Genomic DNA, 15,524 nt, shown 5'->3' with positions numbered 1-15,524 from the left:
GGGCCGTTGACTTTATAGCCACCTTGTAACCGAAAAGGCATGTATGAGTACGAGCATACCCCTTTCGGCTGCAAGGTGGTTTGTCTATGTGCCTGCCTGACTTTATTCCGGCGGCATTTTGCAGCCTTTTTGTGATTTCCAGAACATCCTCTTGGGAGACGCCGGGGGCGAATTCTTCGGGAAGCTCCGCATGTTCGGGGATCGGAGCCCCTTGCGGGGCACCTTCGTCGTCCCGGTGGCCACCTCCAGGGCTTTGGCATACGCCAGGATATGTACGCCGCCTCGAACGAGCAGGTAACCGATCATTTCACGGGCAACCGGATGATCGGTCATCTCGTAGACGCGCATTTTGTGCGTCCGTGCGCCGCATTCGCATCCGCATACGGGGACTGCGGCAGCTCGATCAACAGTTGATTGATGCGTGTAAACAGAAAAAACCCCTCCTTATCCCAAACCGCATTTAAAGCGCAAGGCTCCATTAAGCTGTATGAAACAAAGGAGAGATTTATGCAGGGACGAGACTTAGAAATCTCGGAAGCCCATCCGCTTCAGCACGGTTTCCGTCCGGGCGACGATATCGTCGATCTGCTCTTTGGTGGTGCACAGCGGCAGCCAATAATAGATCGTATCCCCAAGCGGGCGCAGGAACAGGCCTTCCTTCAGCCCTTCCAGATATACGCGGAAGCCGATGCGCTCGGCAAAATCGAAGCGGACTCCGGCGGCGCGGTCCTTATACAGCTCGAAGGCGCCGACCATGCCGAGGCTGCGCACGTTCGCTACGCCGGAAAATGCCTCGAATCGCTTCAGCTGTTCTTTAAGGTGAGCCGCCGCATCCTGGACGTGGTCCAAGACGCGTTCTTCCTCAAAGATGCGAAGCGATTCCAGCGCTACAGCCGCAGCGAGCGGATTGCCGGTGAAGCTGTGACCGTGCGTGAAGGTCTTCAGCTTCACGTAGTCGTCATAGAATGCGTCGTAGATCGCATTCGTCGTGATTGTAGCGGACAGAGGCAGCACGCCCGCCGTAAGCCCTTTGGACAGGCACATGAAGTCCGGCGAGATCCCTGCGTGATCGCAAGCGAACATCCGGCCTGTCCGGCCGAACCCGACCGCCACTTCGTCGGCGATCAGGTGTACTTCATATTGCGTGCACAGCTCACGCAATCCTTGCAAATACGCGGCGGGGTATATGATCATTCCTCCCGCGGCCTGAATCATCGGCTCGACGATCAGCGCAGCCAGCTCGTCCGCCGATGATTCAAAGAGCTTGCGTGCGCCCTCCAGCGCCTCCGCCACACAAGCCTCGGCGCTGGGCCCCTTGCGCACGTCCGGCGACGGTACCGCGCTGGCCGCGAACAGCAGGGGCCGGAATACGGAGAAGTAATGATCTACGCCGCCGACGCTGACCGCTCCGATCGTATCGCCGTGATAGCTGTTCTCCACGAAGGCGAATTTGGTTTTGCCGGTCCGTCCGGTTTGCTGCCAATATTGAAACGACATCTTCAACGCCACTTCCACGGAAGTGGAGCCGTTGTCGGAGTAAAACACTCGGTCCAGCCCGGGCGGAGTAAGCTCAACCAATTGATGAGCCAATTCAATACCGGGCCGATGCGTAAGGCCGGCGAACATCACGTGATCCATTTGGGCAAGCTGCCGGTTTATGGCCTCCCGGATACGCGGATGCGCATGGCCGTGCACGTTAACCCACCAGGAAGAGTTGGTATCGTAGTAACGATTCCCGTCGGCATCGTATAAGTAGACGCCTTCCGCTTTCTCGATCAGGACGGGATCCGTATCAGCGTAATCCTTCATCTGGGTAAAAGGGTGCCATACATGCTGACGGTCCATTTGCAAAAGCAACTGTTTTTCATTTGCTTTCATCCACTGCGTCCTCCTTGAACTTCATGGTCGGATCGGATACGATTAATCCATTAATCCACACCACATTGTACCACCAAGAGAAGCAAAACGCGAAACCGGAAAGGAACAAGCGCTATGATTATCGGCATCGGCACCGATTTACTGGATATCGCGCGCGTGCGCAAAATTTTGGAGCAGCCCGCGGGCGGAAGGTTTTTGGAGCGGGTTCTCACACCCCGCGAGCGCGAGCTGGCTGCGGGCAAACAGGGGCGCTTGGCTGAATTTACGGCAGGCCGCTTTGCAGCCAAAGAAGCGGTATCGAAGGCGATCGGCTGCGGCATCGGCAAAGAGCTCTCATTTCAGGATGTAGAGATCCTGCCTGATCCGAAGGGCAAACCGGTTTGCCGGTTATCGGAGACAGCGATGGAGCGGATGACTGCGGCCGGATTACTCCCGGGCGCGGGGACAAGCGGCTCCATTTGGATTCACCTGAGCGTCACTCATACGGAGACGACCGCGATGGCTTACGCGATTGTGGAGCGCAGAGAGGGCGCGGCCGGATGAAAACGGCAGCGTAAAAGCAAACAAGCAGTCCCTTCTTAAGAGGGGCTGCTTGTTTGACAGCGTTCAGGTCGCTGTTACGCTGAAAAACCGTCTAACGGCGGCCGGCATCGGATTATTTTTTGTTTGCCAGCCAGTCGGCGAGCGCATCAATCTCCTCGGTTTTGAGCTTGCCTTGATAGCCGGGCATGCCGTTGCCGCCCCGATTGATCTGCTCGACGATTTGCTCCTTGGTCAGTCGTGCGCCTGCTTGCTGCAGGTTTGTATTTGGCCCTACTTTTCCTTCCAGGTTGGAGGCATGGCATGACATACAGTTCTGCTTATAGAGCGATTGCACCGTATCGCTCGCTCCGGCCATCGCCTGCTCCTCCGTCATGCCGCCGGAGGATTTACCGCCGCCAAACGGCGCAGGGCTATTTTGGGGCGTGCATGCTCCGAGAACGGCTGCCATCATTAACGCCATTGAAAAAGCGACCCAAGTATTCATACGTTTCATTCTTACCTCGTCCCCCTGTTCCACATTCCGATCATCCATGCGAGAGCCATCATACTGAGTCCGCCGAAGACTCCGAGAGCTATCTGCGCAAAGCCTAAATATGACCAAGCCACGGTTACGGTTAAAGCCAGCATCCATAAGCTTAGATACAGCAGCGGGCGTCCTAACCAGCGGCTAAACCAAGCGTAAGCCAATGTCAGCAGTATGCCCTTAAGCAGCGGCCAAACCAACGGGTCGATGCCTTTCCAGCGCGCCAGCGCATAGAGCCCCGACACAACCAGCACTACTGCGGCGCACAGGGTTATACCGGCTCCGCTTAAGGCAAGGCTTGTCCCGCCATAGTGGCGAAATGTCCTAAACAGCAGGACCGCGGATGCCGCAAGAGCCGTCCACATCACGACCGGCTGCAGCGGATCGAGATCCCGCCATTGCGCAAAAAACCGCAACCCGGCCGACAGCGCCCATTGCAGGCCCCAGATATACAGAAAAGCGGTATATGGCGCAGCCTTTTGATAGGCTGCTTCCACTTGATTAATACTCATCGTTGCACCTCTTTGGCCGCAGCCGATTTAACCTTTTTAGCCGCCTGAAAAACCGGCGGCCGCACGTACGAAGTACCATCTCATGATCAACAAGTCATAAGGGCAGCTAAACAATCGCTCAACATGGTAAGTTCGCGCTTTCTAAAGTGAGAGTACACTTTTTTCGGTAGTGAAGTCAAACGTGCCGGTATACCCTGACGAGCCAGTTTCTCCGAGGGCTCAGTTCCCCGAAGTCATCCGATGATTTTTTGCGTATTCCCGAGGGGAGACGCCGGTCACTTTTTTGAAAATGCGGCTGAAATAAAACTCGTCCGTATAGCCCACGCTGCTTGCGATCGATTTCAGACGATAATCCGAAAGCACGAGAAGCTCCTTGGCCCGGTCAACACGCAGGTGCGTCAAGTAATCGATGGGGCTGTAGCCGATATATTTTTTGAACAACCGGGAATAGTGGCTGACGCTCAGCCCCGCCATTTGGGCCAATCCTTCCAGCGTGAGCGGCTCCTGATAGTGGCCTATCATATAATCCTGGGTTAACTCAATGGCGGCGGTGGTATCGCCCGCAATTTTTTGCGCGCGAAAATCGGTCACGAGCGTCAGCAGCAGTTCCTGAAGCAAGATTTTGCGGCGCATCGCCGTCATGTGCCCCCGCCGCTTCCACAGCACATCCAGCTGCTCAAACAGATAGATCAGCTGGGGGGTGTTGGTTACCGTATACATACCCTCCAAGGGAAAACGCGTTTCCGAGGCGTTGTTGTAAACCCACTGTTCCTTATCCTCATAACATTCCGTATAATGAAAACGTATGAAATAGTATTCCAGGGGATGCTCCGGATCGGTGGTGCGCTCCACGACCATACCGGGGGCAAACCAAAAGAGCTTGCCGGGCTCCGCCGGATAATGGGTTCCATTGATGGTGAAGGTGCCCTTCCCCTTGATGATGAGCCAGACGGAATGATGTTTGATCGGCTGCGCTTTTTGGTACCAGTCCGTCTCGCACTTTCTATGGCCGACAATAAGAATGGATATCACCAGCTTATTCAAGCGAGAGGCCAACTCTCCGGGGGTGAGCATCGGCATCGGTCCTTTCATGTTTTTAAATTTATTATATCTCGAAAACGTGTGCAAAGAGAAGGAGACATCATGTACAGTTTAGAACAAAAACAATATTTCAGCGCAGAGCTGATGTCCTGGTATAAGCGGCATAAACGCGATCTTCCTTGGCGGCGCAGCCGTAATCCATATCATATCTGGGTATCGGAAATTATGCTGCAGCAGACTCGCGTTGACACGGTCATTCCTTATTTTGAACGCTTCATGGACAAGTTCCCGACGATAGAGGCGTTGGCGGAAGCGCCGGAAGAAGAGGTGCTCAAGGCGTGGGAAGGACTCGGATATTATTCGCGTGCCCGCAATCTCCAAACCGCTGTACGGGAAGTACAGGAGCGCTACGGGGGTACCGTGCCGGATACGAAGGAGGACGTATTCTCGCTGAAGGGCGTTGGACCTTATACGGCCGGAGCGATTCTCAGCATCGCCTACAATAAACCGGAGCCCGCGGTAGACGGCAATGTTATGCGTGTGCTGTCGCGCTATTTTCTCATTGAAGAGGACATCATGAAAGGCAGTACCCGCGTGCTTATGGAAAAGCTGGCAAAGGAACTGATTCCGGAAGGGGAGGCCGGGGATTTCAACCAAGCGCTCATGGAACTCGGCGCGCTGGTTTGCACGCCCAAATCACCGCACTGCCTGACCTGTCCGGTGATGGCGCACTGCGCGGGAAGAGCCGCCGGAATGGAGGACTCCCTCCCGATCAAAAAGAAGGCGAAGCCCCCGCGTCCGGAGAGCAGATACACAGCGCTGGTCGAGGGTACCGGTGAGCATACCGGCAAGGTACTGATCCGCCAGCGTCCGGCGGAAGGGCTGCTCGCCCGGATGTGGGAGCTGCCGCATACGCTTGCCACTGGCGCTGCCGGAGATCCGGCCGCTGCGCATGAGGCGTTGGCCTCGCATCTGGCCGCCGACGGACTGGGCATCGACTCGCTTCACCTGCTTATGCAGGCGGAGCACGTATTCAGCCATATCCGCTGGGATATGCAGGTATACGTATGTCGGCCCGAGCCTTCGCGGCTGCTTTCGGAGCTGCCTGAGCTGCTGCCGTCACATTATCGTTGGATCACCCGCGAGGAGATGGAGCAGTATGCGTTTCCGAATGTATTCCTTCGTATTTTGAACACCTATTTTAAAGGTACGTTCCAGTTGAAAGAAAAAGAGCGGCGCAGCCTCCATTCAAGACAATCTGTTCTTTAATAAATCTGCTTCTTCAGTGATTCGGGCTCTTTGACCAGAATATACTTCTTGTCGATGGCGATGATTCCGTCCTCCTGCAAATCCTGAAGGACCTTGGTGACCGACTCGCGTACGGTACCTACCATATTGGCGAGCTGCTGATGCGTCAGCTTCATATTGATGAGCGTGCCGCCCGGCTTCGGCGTACCGTATTGTTCTGACAGCCGGCAAATCATTTTGACGGTGCGCGAACGAACATCGAGAAAGGTCAGATCGTAAATTTGCTCATTGGCTTTACGAAGTCGTTCCATCGTAACTTCAAGCAGACGCAGGCACAGTTTGGGACTTCGTTCCATGAATTGTTGAAAATCGGATCGCGTCAGCGTATACATGGAACAATCCTCCAGCGTTTCGACGCTGGCGGAGCGTCTCATCCCTTGCTGGATCAGCGCCATCTCTCCAAAGAAATCACCTTCCCGGAACAGGGAGAGGATAATTTCCTTGGCATTATCGATCCGGTAAACCTTGACAGCCCCGGTTTGTACGAGAAAAAATTCTTCGCCGGGATCGCCTTCAACAAACAGAACAGTATTTTTTTTAAATGTGCGTTCGGCAAATAACGGAGAGATCTCCTCCAGCTCAGCTGCAGATAAATCCTGAAACAACGGCACATTCTGCAGAAGAGAGATCAATCTATTCATTATCTCACTCTTTTCTCATACGGTTTTCCTGATTTCTCCACCATAGGCGGAATTGCCGGCCTAAATGATAGCACGATTAGCCTTGTGCGCCAACTCGTCCATGCTGCCCTGAAGCATCATGATGTATATATCGGAATAAAACGATTTCTGATTAAGGGAGGACTCATACCTTATGGATATTCACATCGTACTGTATTTTACGGCGGCATCCATACTTCTGACGCTGGCGCCGGGGCCGGACATTCTGTTTGTTGCCGCACAGAGCGTATCTAACGGCCGTAAGGCAGGGATTGCCACGGCATTGGGTTTATGTACCGGTGTGCTTGCCCATACCTTTGCCGCAGCAGCGGGCATTTCTGCCTTGCTTTATAACTCTGCGCTGCTTTTCCAGCTTGTCAAATATGCGGGAGCTGCCTATCTTTTATATTTGGCTTGGCAGGCTCTTAAGGAAGGAGCAGGCGAATTGTCGCTTGAACGGGTGCCGCGTCAAAGTGCGGGAGCACTGTATCGCAGAGGCATTCTGATGAATGTGCTCAATCCAAAGGTGTCGCTCTTTTTTCTGGCGCTGCTGCCTCAATTTGTGACGCCCGACGGGAGCCATCCGGCTCTGCAGATGATGGTTTTGGGAGTTATTTTTATGGTCCAGGCCATCGTTGTTTTCAGTCTGGTGTCCTTGGGCGCAGGTTTTGTCGGCAGCAAGCTGCGTGCCCGAACCGGAACCATCCGATGGATCAACAGGGCCAAGGCCCTTTTGTATGCGGTGATTGGTTTGCGATTGATGTTTGCCCAAAAATGAGGACAGCGCAAAAAGACCGCTCGGAGAAAATACCGAGCGGTCTTTACTATGAAAGAACGTTACTTTACAGCAGCTTCGTAACGTTTGCCTACTTCAGCCCAGTTGACAACGTTCCAGAACGCTGCAATGTAGTCAGGGCGTTTGTTTTGGTACTTCAGGTAGTAAGCGTGCTCCCATACGTCCAGTCCGAGGATCGGCGTGTCGCCTTCCATGATCGGGCTGTCTTGGTTTGGCAGGCTGTATACTTTCAGCTTGCCGTCTTTGGATACGGCAAGGAAAGCCCAACCGGAGCCAAAACGGGTAGTGGCCGCTTTGGTAAAGTCTTCTTTGAATTTATCGAAACCGCCGAGCTCGTTGTTGATTGCGTCAGCCAGCTTGCCGCTTGGAGCGCCGCCGCCGTTAGGGCCGATCGTTTCCCAGAACAGGGAGTGGTTAGCGTGGCCGCCGCCATTGTTGCGAACTGCAGTACGAATAGCTTCAGGTACGCTGTTCAGGTCGGCAATGAGCTCTTCAACGCTTTTGGACTGAAGGTCAGCATGCCCTTCCAATGCCGCGTTCAAGTTCGTTACGTATGTGTTGTGGTGACGATCGTGGTGAATCGTCATGGTCAGTTCGTCAATGTAAGGCTCGAGCGCGTTGTTTGGATAAGGAAGTGCCGGTAATTGGTGTGCCATCTTCAAATCTACCTCCTAGGATATATAAATTTCCAAGTTTTATTATACGCCTATTTTTTATATAAAATCAACATTTATGTATATTAAGTATTGATTACAGTCTCGTTACGGCCCTTGAGACTGCACGCCGCCCCGACGTTCGATTTCCGTAATGATTTGTCCGAGCATGGCCGTACCTTGCGCGTTCAGCCATGGGGATAAGTCGCTCATGGCCCTCTGATGGTAATGCAGTTCTTCAGAGGTCCACTCGGACGTCTTCCTGTCATTCAATTCATGAATCCGGCGTACTGGTCCGCCGGTCAGCCGCTCCGTCATCGGTCTCCTCCTTTCGGATACTCAGCGTTTTCCGGATTATCGTTTCACCTTGCGTCAGCTTTTATACATGAATCATCAGCTCGAATTCCGCAAATTTTTCTCTTTTCTTTTCTTATGTTCGATGGTACACTAAATCCGAAAGATTGTTTATTAAATAAACAAAGTATATCCGGAGGTGCGCTTTATGAGTAAATTCATCCCCGTCAAAGAAGACCGCTTTACATTTGGTTTATGGACTGTCGGCAATCCGGGGCGCGACCCGTTCGGCCTGCCCGTACGCGATGGGTTTTCTCCTGTGGAAGCCGTACATATGCTTGCGGAGCTTGGAGCTTACGGCGTAAACTTCCACGATAACGATCTTGTTCCGATCGATGCGACGCCTGTTGAAAAACAGCGGATTGTAAGCGGATTCAGACGTGCTTTGGAACAAACCGGTTTGAAGGTCCCGATGGTTACGGTCAGCCTGTTTACCGATCCGATCTTTAAAGACGGTGCTTTCACCTCGAACGATCCGCGCGTCCGCGCTTATGCGCTCCAAAAGACGATAGAGTCCATGGATTTGGGCGCCGAGCTTGGAGCGGAAGTGTTCGTACTGTGGGGCGGGCGTGAGGGCTCCGAGGTCGATGCAGGCAAGAATGCCGTCGAGGCCATGAAGCGTTACCGTGAAGCGTTGAACTACCTGTGTGAATACAACCTGTCGCAAAAGTACGGATATAAGTTTGCGCTTGAAGCCAAGCCGAACGAGCCGCGCGCCGACATTTATCTGCCGACGACGGGGGCTATGCTCGGCATGATTGCCACGCTTGATTATCCGGACATGGTTGGCGTTAATCCGGAGGTGGCGCACGAGCGCATGGCCGGACTTAACTTCTATCATGCGGTAGCCCAGGCGTTGGAGGCCGGCAAGCTGTTCCACATTGACTTGAACGATCAGAAGATGAGCCGCTTCGACCAAGACCTGCGCTTCGGATCCGACGGTATTAAGGAAGCATTCTTTCTCGTGAAACTGCTGGAGGATTATCAATACACCGGAATGAAGCATTTTGACGCCCATGCACTGCGTACAGAAGACCGTCAAGGCGTCATTGAGTTCGCCAAGGGCTGCATGAGAACCTACTTGATCCTCAAGGAAAAAGTGGCGCAATTTAATGCGGACCAGGAGATTCAAGCGCTCATCGCAGAAATGAACGGCAAGAAGCTGGAGCTTCCGGACTTCGACTTCAAATTCTCGCCGGAAAGCCTCAAAGCTCTCCAGAGCTATCAGGTAGACCGTACAGCCATTGGCGCGGAAGGCATACCGTATGAGAGGCTGGACCAGCTCACTTGCGAAATTTTGTTTGGGGTAAGATAAGAAATGTCAATGACCGTTCTTTGCATAGGCAGAGGACGGTTTTGTTTTTTCATTTCGTCATGCCTATAAATCTCCTTAATCTCATGGAAGGGATCGGAAAAAGAGGAATAATGAGCCGGAAAGGCTTGTTATTCTTTTGAATACGAATCCTATGAACGGCATATCTATCGTAGTAAGAAATGAAAGTAAAAATATGTTAATCTTCTTGTTTATTTCCTTGAAACCGCTTAATATAAAGCGCTTTACCGAGAAAATGAAAATAAATGTGTCTTTTTATGGCTCAATCTCAAAATCAGTGCTTGACAATTAGCCGAACATCCGATGTCGGTTGCATTCGATCAGAATGCCAGCCTTATAGCGACTGCGATTTCGTGTAAAGTAGTGGCGGCGCTGAAAGGCTTTGATGCGATTGTGGCGGCCTTCTACAGTCGCATTTGTCCAGCGGCATTGATGGTAGTTAACGATCTCCTCTTTCCAGTTGCGCATGGTCTTCAGGGTGCTTTGGACGGCGGGGTGATCAATCCGATCGCCCTGCTCACACCAACGCTCAAATCCCAATTGGGCAATGGCAAGATTCGGCGAGCAGTTGTACCACGTCGTAAATGCTTCTTTCCATTCCCACACGCCGCGCAGTAGAGGGGAGTAATGGAGCAGCGTTTCCAAACGTTCGCGGCTTTTTTCATCAAGCGACTCCGCTGGCGGATTGAGCAACCGATGGTTCGCTTTCAGATAAGCCTTCGCCCGTGGCGACAGGGTGTTCTGCACGGTTTTCCGAACCGCCTGCACGCTTTCGATGACGTAACCGTGAACATGAAAACGATCGGCAATGCGAATCGCTTTTGGAAAACACTCGCGAATCCACGTGTGATACGCCTGAGCTAAATCCATGACCACCGCCTTCGGGTTCAACAGCAGGAAGCCAGGATGCTCTTGCGAATACGCCCGCAGTTCCTCCAGCTTTCGACCGGGCAGCAAGTCCAGCATCGTCTCGCCTTTGAGGTTGTGAATGCCGGTGTTATACGTATGGCCTTTCTTGATGGCAAAGTCGTCGATCCCCAGAACCAATCCGGACGTTTCTTGCGCTTCTTCCCAGACACGTTCGTAGATCCGCTCGCACTCCACTGGCACCGCCTCGTTATGCATGCGCTGTACGGTACTGGCCGGTGTTTGCTGCATCCGGGCGCTATGCGCGGCCGTGGACCCCAGCGCTTGTTCGACCGTCTGGGAGCGAAAGAGTCGGCTGTAGCGCTGCTTGGGACCGACAAATTCGTACGCCCACACAAATCCGGCTTCACAGCGCGTACAATACATCCGAATCGACGGCACGTGCAGGTAGGTTTGCTTTTCGAATACGGAAAGATGCCGGACGATCCGCGGTTCATTTCTTCCCTTGCGGACGACATGTTCAATGGACTTACAGCATGGACAGCATTGCTTGGCGTCCACGGGTAGAGCTTCTATGTGAAGTTCATCGGCATCGATGGACAGAATTTGTTTAATTTTCAGCTCTGGTAAGTCGAGCATTTCATTGATATACTGAGTTTGCATCTGTTTATTCCTCTTTGTTGTTGGGTAGGACTTACAACAATACAGGATTAGCAGATGTTTTTCCATATTTAGCCTTCGATCAATTCGTCAAGCACTGATTTCGGTTTTGAACCCTTTTTATACAATTTTAGAAGGAATTTTGCGATATTTGTGGTATTCTGTATAAATAGCACACAAGGTGGGGGAGTTTAATATGCTTGTAAATTCCTATCAGGTTCGTACTTTTTATTTGTCTGATTACGTTTCGGTCACCGAGCTTTTCAAGAATGTATTGTCCGAACCCTGTTATCAGGAGACGATGGAAGCTTTCGCCCGGCAGTTGTCGTGGGATAGCGAACTCGTCCTGGTGGCCGAGGAAGAGGGCAAGATTGTCGGAGTGATCGTAGGAACGATCGACAATGACAATGGCTATTACTACCGGATCGCGGTAGAGCAGCAGCATCAGCGGCGTGGAATCGGTCAAGCGCTGATCGAGTCGCTCCGGCAAAGATTCCTGGGACGCAAGGTGCGCCGTATTATGGTAACGGTTGATGTGCATAACGAAGTAGTGCTTCCGGTTTATGAGAAGGCCGGATATCAATCGACCGATTTTTCCCGGACGGCCCACCGGTTAAGCATTGTTAACGGGTAAATAACAAGCAGAATCAGGCTTTTATTAATACATGGGGCATAACGGGGAGCTATTGCGGCTTTCGCAGTTATGCTTTTTTTGTATTCCCGATCGGGATCAGACTCTTGAAAGCTGTTCTGCATAAGTTTATGCTAAGATCAAAGATCAAGGGGACAAACAAGCAAAGCGCATGCCGGCCGGGTGCCGAAAATGCAGAAGGGTCAGGACCGGATGAACACTTTCTCATCGTATGTAATCAAAAGCTTTAAGCACGACGGGCACCTGCACCGGATGTGGCTGAAAAATTGGCTTGTGCCTGAAGGCCTGCTTCATGAAGATCATCGCAGAGAAGCGATGCTGGTGCTCATCAACAGTCAAACCAAAATTGTCGAGGCGGACGGAAAGGAATGGGTAAGCCGAATTCCAGGCGTGTCGTTTTTTATTCCGAAGCAGTGGTTTAATGTTGTGGCTTTGCTGGAAGACAACGGTATTCGTTATTACTGCAATGTCGCCTCTCCGCCTTATGTCAACGGCAGGGTGATCACCTATATTGATTATGATTTGGATGTCATACGGATGCCGGGCGGGGAGGTGTACGTTGTCGATCAGGAGGAATACGAGCAGCACAAGCAGCTGTATCATTATTCCTCTGTTGTCGACGGCAAAGTGAAGCAGGGATTGAAGGCGCTGCTGGCGCGGGTGCAGGGGGCCGAACCGCCTTTTCATGATGAGCACATCAAGTTTTACTATGAGCGATGGAGAGAACACGGAGCGGAGGGATAGGATACCGCTGTGTTCTCCCGATGAAACAGAACCTCAACCGGAGGAAAGCCTCAACTCCCCAAGGGTTGCACGAGTCTTATACGGATAGTTTAATAGAAGACGGGCGGTTCGAACCGTATATCATCATGGAAGGCCATCTGTTCGTCATGGGGGACAACCGGCATCGGTATGCCAGCAACGACAGCCGAAGCTTCGGAGCGGTCCCGCTATCGGAAGTGGAGGGGCGGGCAGAGATGATCGTATGGCCGCCAAAACAATGGAGGAGCCTGTAATGGTTAAAAATGAAGCTGTGGATTGGGCCCGGCTGAAGGAAGAACTGCGGGCGGATGCTCCCCGGCTTGGAATTGATAAAATCGGTTTTGCCTCAGCAGATCCGTTCGTTGAGTTGAAGGATATTCTCTTAAAGCATCGTGAAAAAGGATATGAATCGGGGTTCGAGGAGCCCGATATCGATAAACGGGTGGATCCGGCTTTAACGTTGAAAGCGCCGAGATCGATAATCTCCATCGCGGTGGCCTATCCGTCGAAGCTGAAGAATCCGCCCAGGTCGGAACCGGGCGCCTACCGCGGCATATTGTCACGTTCCGCCTGGGGAACGGATTATCATCATGTGCTGCGAAACCGGCTTGAACGGCTTGAGCAGTGGATCCGGGAACGGGTGCCGGGAGCCCGGACGGTCAGCATGGTCGATACCGGGGCGCTGGTGGACCGTGCGGTGGCCAAACGGGCCGGCGTTGGCTGGTTGGGTAAAAACTGTTCGGTCATCACGCCGGAATGGGGCTCTTGGGTGTATCTGGGCGAGCTGATCACGAATGTGCCGTTCCCGCCGGATACGCCTGTAACGGAGAGCTGCGGGGACTGCACGCTATGCATCGATGCCTGTCCGACGGGAGCTCTTGTCGGGCCGGGTCAGCTCAACGCGCAGCGCTGCGTTTCGTATCTTACGCAGACCAAGGGGCACATCGAAGATGATGAGTTGAAGCGCAAGATCGGAAACCGGCTGTATGGCTGTGATACTTGCCAAATCGTCTGTCCGAAGAACAAAGGAATGCATGCGGATCATCATCCGGAGCTTGAGCCTGACCCGGAACTGGTGAAGCCGCTGCTTAAGCCGCTGCTGTTCCTGTCGAACCGCGAATTCAAAGAGCGTTTCGGCTCAAGCGCGGCTGCATGGCGAGGACGTAAGCCGATCCAGCGCAACGCGATTCTGGCGCTCGGAAATTTCCGCGATAAGACGGCGGTCCCGGAATTGATCCGTCTGCTGCGGACTGACGAGCGTCCTGAAATTCGCGGTGCGGCTGTGTGGGCGTTGGGCCGAATCGGCGGAGCGGAAGCCCGTGAGGCGCTGGGAGCGGCAGCCGGGAAGGAACAGGACGAAGCGGTGCGGCGCGAGCTCGCCAAAGCGATAAGCCAATATGCGGAGGGGCAGCAGGTGGAATGATATGACAAGTCGAATTAAATATGATGAAATGGAATCGCCCATCGGGCCGTTGACGTTGGGATGGAGCGATAAAGGCTTGTGTTCCATTGAATTCGGAACGTTTAAGGAGACGGAGACTAAGCTCAGAGCGTGGTCCCGGCTCCGCTATGGAACGGAAGAATGGGAGCGGGCTCCGAAGTCGCTGGCCGAAGCAGCGGGACAGCTTCGGGAGTATTTTGCCGGAGCGCTGCACTCCTTTCATTTGCCTTTGGATCTGAAGGGAACCCCCTTTCAAGTGAAAGTCTGGGAGGCGCTTACGGAGATTCCGTTCGGGAGCACTCGTTCGTACAAGGATATCGCCGAACGGATCGGCTCGCCTAAAGCGGTTCGGGCGGTAGGAGGTGCCAATAATGGCAACCCGGTGCCGATTATCGTTCCCTGCCATCGAGTGATCGGCGCAAACGGAACCTTGGTCGGCTATGGCGGCGGGCTTGACAAAAAAACCTTTTTGCTTCAGCACGAAGGCTTTTCGATGAAAGGAGATCGGCCATGAGGTATGTGCATATTGATAATGTAGAGCCAGGGCAATATTTAGGACGTACGATTTTCTCGGCGAACGGATCGGTCCTGTTATCGGAAGGCGTACAGTTGACCGTTTACATGATTACGACGCTCAAGCGGATCGGTGTCACCATGATCTATATTAAGGATTTGCAGTTTGAAGACATCGAGATTCCCGAGCTTGTATCGGAGGAAACGAAACAGATTGTGATGAAGCAAATGGGAGAAACGTTCCATTCGATCCGGTCCGGTAAAGATTTTAACACCAAGCACGTCATTGGAAGTATCGATAATCTCCTGGAAGAGATCATGCAAAACAAGGAAGTGCTGGTGCAATTATCCGATATCCGTACGGAAGATAACGAGATGTACGTGCATGCCATTAACGTTTGTATGATGTCCACCTTGATCGGGATCAATCTGGGACTCTCCATGCCGCAATTGAGAGAGCTGGCCATTGGAGCGCTGATGCACGATATAGGCAAGCTGGACAAGATCACAGATGACGAAAGCCCCGATAGGAAAAGGCATCATACGTGGCGGGGCTTCGAGGTGCTGAAATCGAAGAGAGAGCTGAACCTGTTGATCGCCCATGTGGCATTTCAGCATCATGAAACGATGGACGGACAAGGTCTGCCGCGGCGTTTGACAGGCGATGAAATCCATTTGTATGCGAAAATCACCGCCGTAGCCAATACATATGACAACCTGCTGTCCGATTTGTCGGAAGGACGGAGAATGCTGCCGCATGAAGCTTGTGAACGCATGATGGTGCTGGCGGGGGACAAGCTGGACCGGGAGATCGTCATTCAATTTCTGCGCATCGTGTCGGTTTACCCTACCGGCTCTTCCGTCAGGTTATCGACCCGGGAAACGGGGGTAGTCGTAGGACAGCACCGCGGACTGCCGGGCCGTCCTATCGTACGTGTCGTCAAGGGCAGCGCGGATGATCTTGAGATCAAGGAAATCGATTTGGCTAAGCATACGACCATATTTATTGATGGTGTGCTGACCTAATGA

Annotated in this window: 18 protein-coding genes and 1 pseudogene; 10 read left to right on the top strand and 9 right to left on the bottom strand. The window is 52.9% G+C overall.

The features are described 5' to 3' along the window. Positions 1-103: 103 nt before the first annotated feature. A pseudogene (locus EXW96_RS23325) lies at positions 104-372 on the bottom strand (manganese catalase family protein); the annotation flags it as partial. Between the two features lie 150 nt (positions 373-522). Continuing rightward, complete coding sequence (gene bioA / locus EXW96_RS23320; RefSeq protein ID WP_074727647.1) at positions 523-1,878, bottom strand: adenosylmethionine--8-amino-7-oxononanoate transaminase; 1,356 nt, start codon at positions 1,876-1,878, stop codon at positions 523-525. Between the two features lie 114 nt (positions 1,879-1,992). On the opposite strand from bioA, the gene acpS reads away from it, so the two are divergent. Continuing rightward, a complete protein-coding gene (gene acpS / locus EXW96_RS23315; RefSeq protein WP_137670968.1) occupies positions 1,993-2,421 on the top strand; it encodes a holo-ACP synthase in 429 nt (142 codons plus the stop codon). Positions 2,422-2,533: 112 nt separating this feature from the next. Here acpS and EXW96_RS23310 read toward each other — a convergent pair whose 3' ends face one another. From EXW96_RS23310 to EXW96_RS23300, 3 genes are all read right to left on the bottom strand, one after another. Continuing rightward, the gene (locus EXW96_RS23310) at positions 2,534-2,914 is read right to left on the bottom strand and encodes a c-type cytochrome (RefSeq protein WP_174351538.1); all 381 of its coding nucleotides are present in this window, start codon (positions 2,912-2,914) and stop codon (positions 2,534-2,536) included. A 2-nt stretch (positions 2,915-2,916) separates the two neighbouring features. Further along, entirely contained in the window at positions 2,917-3,456 is a 540-nt protein-coding gene (locus EXW96_RS23305) for a hypothetical protein (protein WP_174351537.1), read from the bottom strand. A gap of 219 nt (positions 3,457-3,675) precedes the next feature. Continuing rightward, entirely contained in the window at positions 3,676-4,530 is an 855-nt protein-coding gene (locus EXW96_RS23300; RefSeq protein WP_174351650.1) for an AraC family transcriptional regulator, read from the bottom strand. 69 nt (positions 4,531-4,599) lie between these two features. On the opposite strand from EXW96_RS23300, the gene mutY reads away from it, so the two are divergent. Continuing rightward, positions 4,600-5,766 carry an A/G-specific adenine glycosylase gene (gene mutY, locus EXW96_RS23295; protein ID WP_174351536.1) on the top strand — a complete coding sequence of 389 codons (1,167 nt, stop codon included), beginning with the start codon at positions 4,600-4,602 and terminating at the stop codon, positions 5,764-5,766. Here the strand turns inward: mutY and EXW96_RS23290 are convergent. Next, positions 5,763-6,446 carry a Crp/Fnr family transcriptional regulator gene (locus tag EXW96_RS23290; protein ID WP_062409951.1) on the bottom strand — a complete coding sequence of 228 codons (684 nt, stop codon included), beginning with the start codon at positions 6,444-6,446 and terminating at the stop codon, positions 5,763-5,765. The two genes, mutY and EXW96_RS23290, sit on opposite strands and share 4 nt — an antisense overlap. 172 nt (positions 6,447-6,618) lie before the next feature. On the opposite strand from EXW96_RS23290, the gene EXW96_RS23285 reads away from it, so the two are divergent. Further along, positions 6,619-7,242, top strand: coding sequence for a LysE family translocator (locus EXW96_RS23285; protein ID WP_174351535.1), 624 nt, complete (start codon positions 6,619-6,621; stop codon positions 7,240-7,242). 59 nt (positions 7,243-7,301) lie between these two features. On the opposite strand, the gene EXW96_RS23280 is transcribed toward EXW96_RS23285, so the two are convergent. Together EXW96_RS23280 and EXW96_RS23275 are read right to left on the bottom strand one after the other, a co-directional pair. Continuing rightward, a complete protein-coding gene (locus tag EXW96_RS23280) occupies positions 7,302-7,916 on the bottom strand; it encodes a superoxide dismutase (RefSeq protein WP_062409949.1) in 615 nt (204 codons plus the stop codon). Positions 7,917-8,021: 105 nt separating this feature from the next. After that, entirely contained in the window at positions 8,022-8,231 is a 210-nt protein-coding gene (locus tag EXW96_RS23275; protein ID WP_062409947.1) for a hypothetical protein, read from the bottom strand. A gap of 184 nt (positions 8,232-8,415) precedes the next feature. On the opposite strand from EXW96_RS23275, the gene xylA reads away from it, so the two are divergent. Next, positions 8,416-9,582 carry a xylose isomerase gene (gene xylA, locus EXW96_RS23270; RefSeq protein ID WP_174351534.1) on the top strand — a complete coding sequence of 389 codons (1,167 nt, stop codon included), beginning with the start codon at positions 8,416-8,418 and terminating at the stop codon, positions 9,580-9,582. Between the two features lie 306 nt (positions 9,583-9,888). On the opposite strand, the gene EXW96_RS23265 is transcribed toward xylA, so the two are convergent. Then, positions 9,889-11,130, bottom strand: coding sequence for an ISL3 family transposase (locus EXW96_RS23265; protein ID WP_174349589.1), 1,242 nt, complete (start codon positions 11,128-11,130; stop codon positions 9,889-9,891). A 193-nt stretch (positions 11,131-11,323) separates the two neighbouring features. Here EXW96_RS23265 and EXW96_RS23260 point away from each other — a divergent pair, with 193 nt between their 5' ends. The 6 genes from EXW96_RS23260 (at position 11,324) to EXW96_RS23235 (ending at position 15,521) form a co-directional block, all read left to right on the top strand. After that, positions 11,324-11,761: a GNAT family N-acetyltransferase gene (locus tag EXW96_RS23260; RefSeq protein ID WP_062409944.1), complete on the top strand. Its 438-nt coding sequence runs from the start codon at positions 11,324-11,326 to the stop codon at positions 11,759-11,761. A gap of 189 nt (positions 11,762-11,950) precedes the next feature. Next, complete coding sequence (locus EXW96_RS23255; protein ID WP_375256474.1) at positions 11,951-12,523, top strand: DUF402 domain-containing protein; 573 nt, start codon at positions 11,951-11,953, stop codon at positions 12,521-12,523. A gap of 20 nt (positions 12,524-12,543) precedes the next feature. Further along, positions 12,544-12,795, top strand: coding sequence for a S26 family signal peptidase (locus tag EXW96_RS23250; protein ID WP_254611531.1), 252 nt, complete (start codon positions 12,544-12,546; stop codon positions 12,793-12,795). Next, positions 12,795-13,964, top strand: a complete 1,170-nt coding sequence (gene queG / locus EXW96_RS23245; protein WP_174351532.1) for a tRNA epoxyqueuosine(34) reductase QueG — start codon at positions 12,795-12,797, stop codon at positions 13,962-13,964. Before EXW96_RS23250 ends, queG begins: the two co-directional genes overlap by 1 nt. Position 13,965: 1 nt before the next feature. Continuing rightward, a complete protein-coding gene (locus tag EXW96_RS23240; protein ID WP_254611530.1) occupies positions 13,966-14,496 on the top strand; it encodes a methylated-DNA--[protein]-cysteine S-methyltransferase in 531 nt (176 codons plus the stop codon). Continuing rightward, positions 14,493-15,521 (top strand): HD-GYP domain-containing protein, encoded by a 1,029-nt coding sequence (locus tag EXW96_RS23235; protein WP_062409940.1) that lies wholly within the window; start codon positions 14,493-14,495, stop codon positions 15,519-15,521. The genes EXW96_RS23240 and EXW96_RS23235 overlap by 4 nt, the downstream gene beginning before the upstream one ends. Positions 15,522-15,524: the final 3 nt, after the last annotated feature.

Source organism: Paenibacillus sp. JMULE4 (assembly GCF_013337105.1).
GTDB lineage: Bacteria > Bacillota > Bacilli > Paenibacillales > NBRC-103111 > Paenibacillus_G > Paenibacillus_G naphthalenovorans.
This window is presented reverse-complemented; position numbering and strand designations above follow the sequence as displayed.

Coding starts and splice junctions, on each gene's coding strand:
- bioA (WP_074727647.1), bottom strand. CDS start 1,878: ATGAAAGCAAATGAAAAACAGTTGCTTTTGCAAATGGACCGTCAGCAT.
- acpS (WP_137670968.1), top strand. CDS start 1,993: ATGATTATCGGCATCGGCACCGATTTACTGGATATCGCGCGCGTGCGC.
- EXW96_RS23310 (WP_174351538.1), bottom strand. CDS start 2,914: ATGAAACGTATGAATACTTGGGTCGCTTTTTCAATGGCGTTAATGATG.
- EXW96_RS23305 (WP_174351537.1), bottom strand. CDS start 3,456: ATGAGTATTAATCAAGTGGAAGCAGCCTATCAAAAGGCTGCGCCATAT.
- EXW96_RS23300 (WP_174351650.1), bottom strand. CDS start 4,530: ATGCTCACCCCCGGAGAGTTGGCCTCTCGCTTGAATAAGCTGGTGATA.
- mutY (WP_174351536.1), top strand. CDS start 4,600: ATGTACAGTTTAGAACAAAAACAATATTTCAGCGCAGAGCTGATGTCC.
- EXW96_RS23290 (WP_062409951.1), bottom strand. CDS start 6,446: ATGAATAGATTGATCTCTCTTCTGCAGAATGTGCCGTTGTTTCAGGAT.
- EXW96_RS23285 (WP_174351535.1), top strand. CDS start 6,619: ATGGATATTCACATCGTACTGTATTTTACGGCGGCATCCATACTTCTG.
- EXW96_RS23280 (WP_062409949.1), bottom strand. CDS start 7,916: ATGGCACACCAATTACCGGCACTTCCTTATCCAAACAACGCGCTCGAG.
- EXW96_RS23275 (WP_062409947.1), bottom strand. CDS start 8,231: ATGACGGAGCGGCTGACCGGCGGACCAGTACGCCGGATTCATGAATTG.
- xylA (WP_174351534.1), top strand. CDS start 8,416: ATGAGTAAATTCATCCCCGTCAAAGAAGACCGCTTTACATTTGGTTTA.
- EXW96_RS23265 (WP_174349589.1), bottom strand. CDS start 11,130: ATGCAAACTCAGTATATCAATGAAATGCTCGACTTACCAGAGCTGAAA.
- EXW96_RS23260 (WP_062409944.1), top strand. CDS start 11,324: ATGCTTGTAAATTCCTATCAGGTTCGTACTTTTTATTTGTCTGATTAC.
- EXW96_RS23255 (WP_375256474.1), top strand. CDS start 11,951: ATGCAGAAGGGTCAGGACCGGATGAACACTTTCTCATCGTATGTAATC.
- EXW96_RS23250 (WP_254611531.1), top strand. CDS start 12,544: ATGAAACAGAACCTCAACCGGAGGAAAGCCTCAACTCCCCAAGGGTTG.
- queG (WP_174351532.1), top strand. CDS start 12,795: ATGGTTAAAAATGAAGCTGTGGATTGGGCCCGGCTGAAGGAAGAACTG.
- EXW96_RS23240 (WP_254611530.1), top strand. CDS start 13,966: ATGACAAGTCGAATTAAATATGATGAAATGGAATCGCCCATCGGGCCG.
- EXW96_RS23235 (WP_062409940.1), top strand. CDS start 14,493: ATGAGGTATGTGCATATTGATAATGTAGAGCCAGGGCAATATTTAGGA.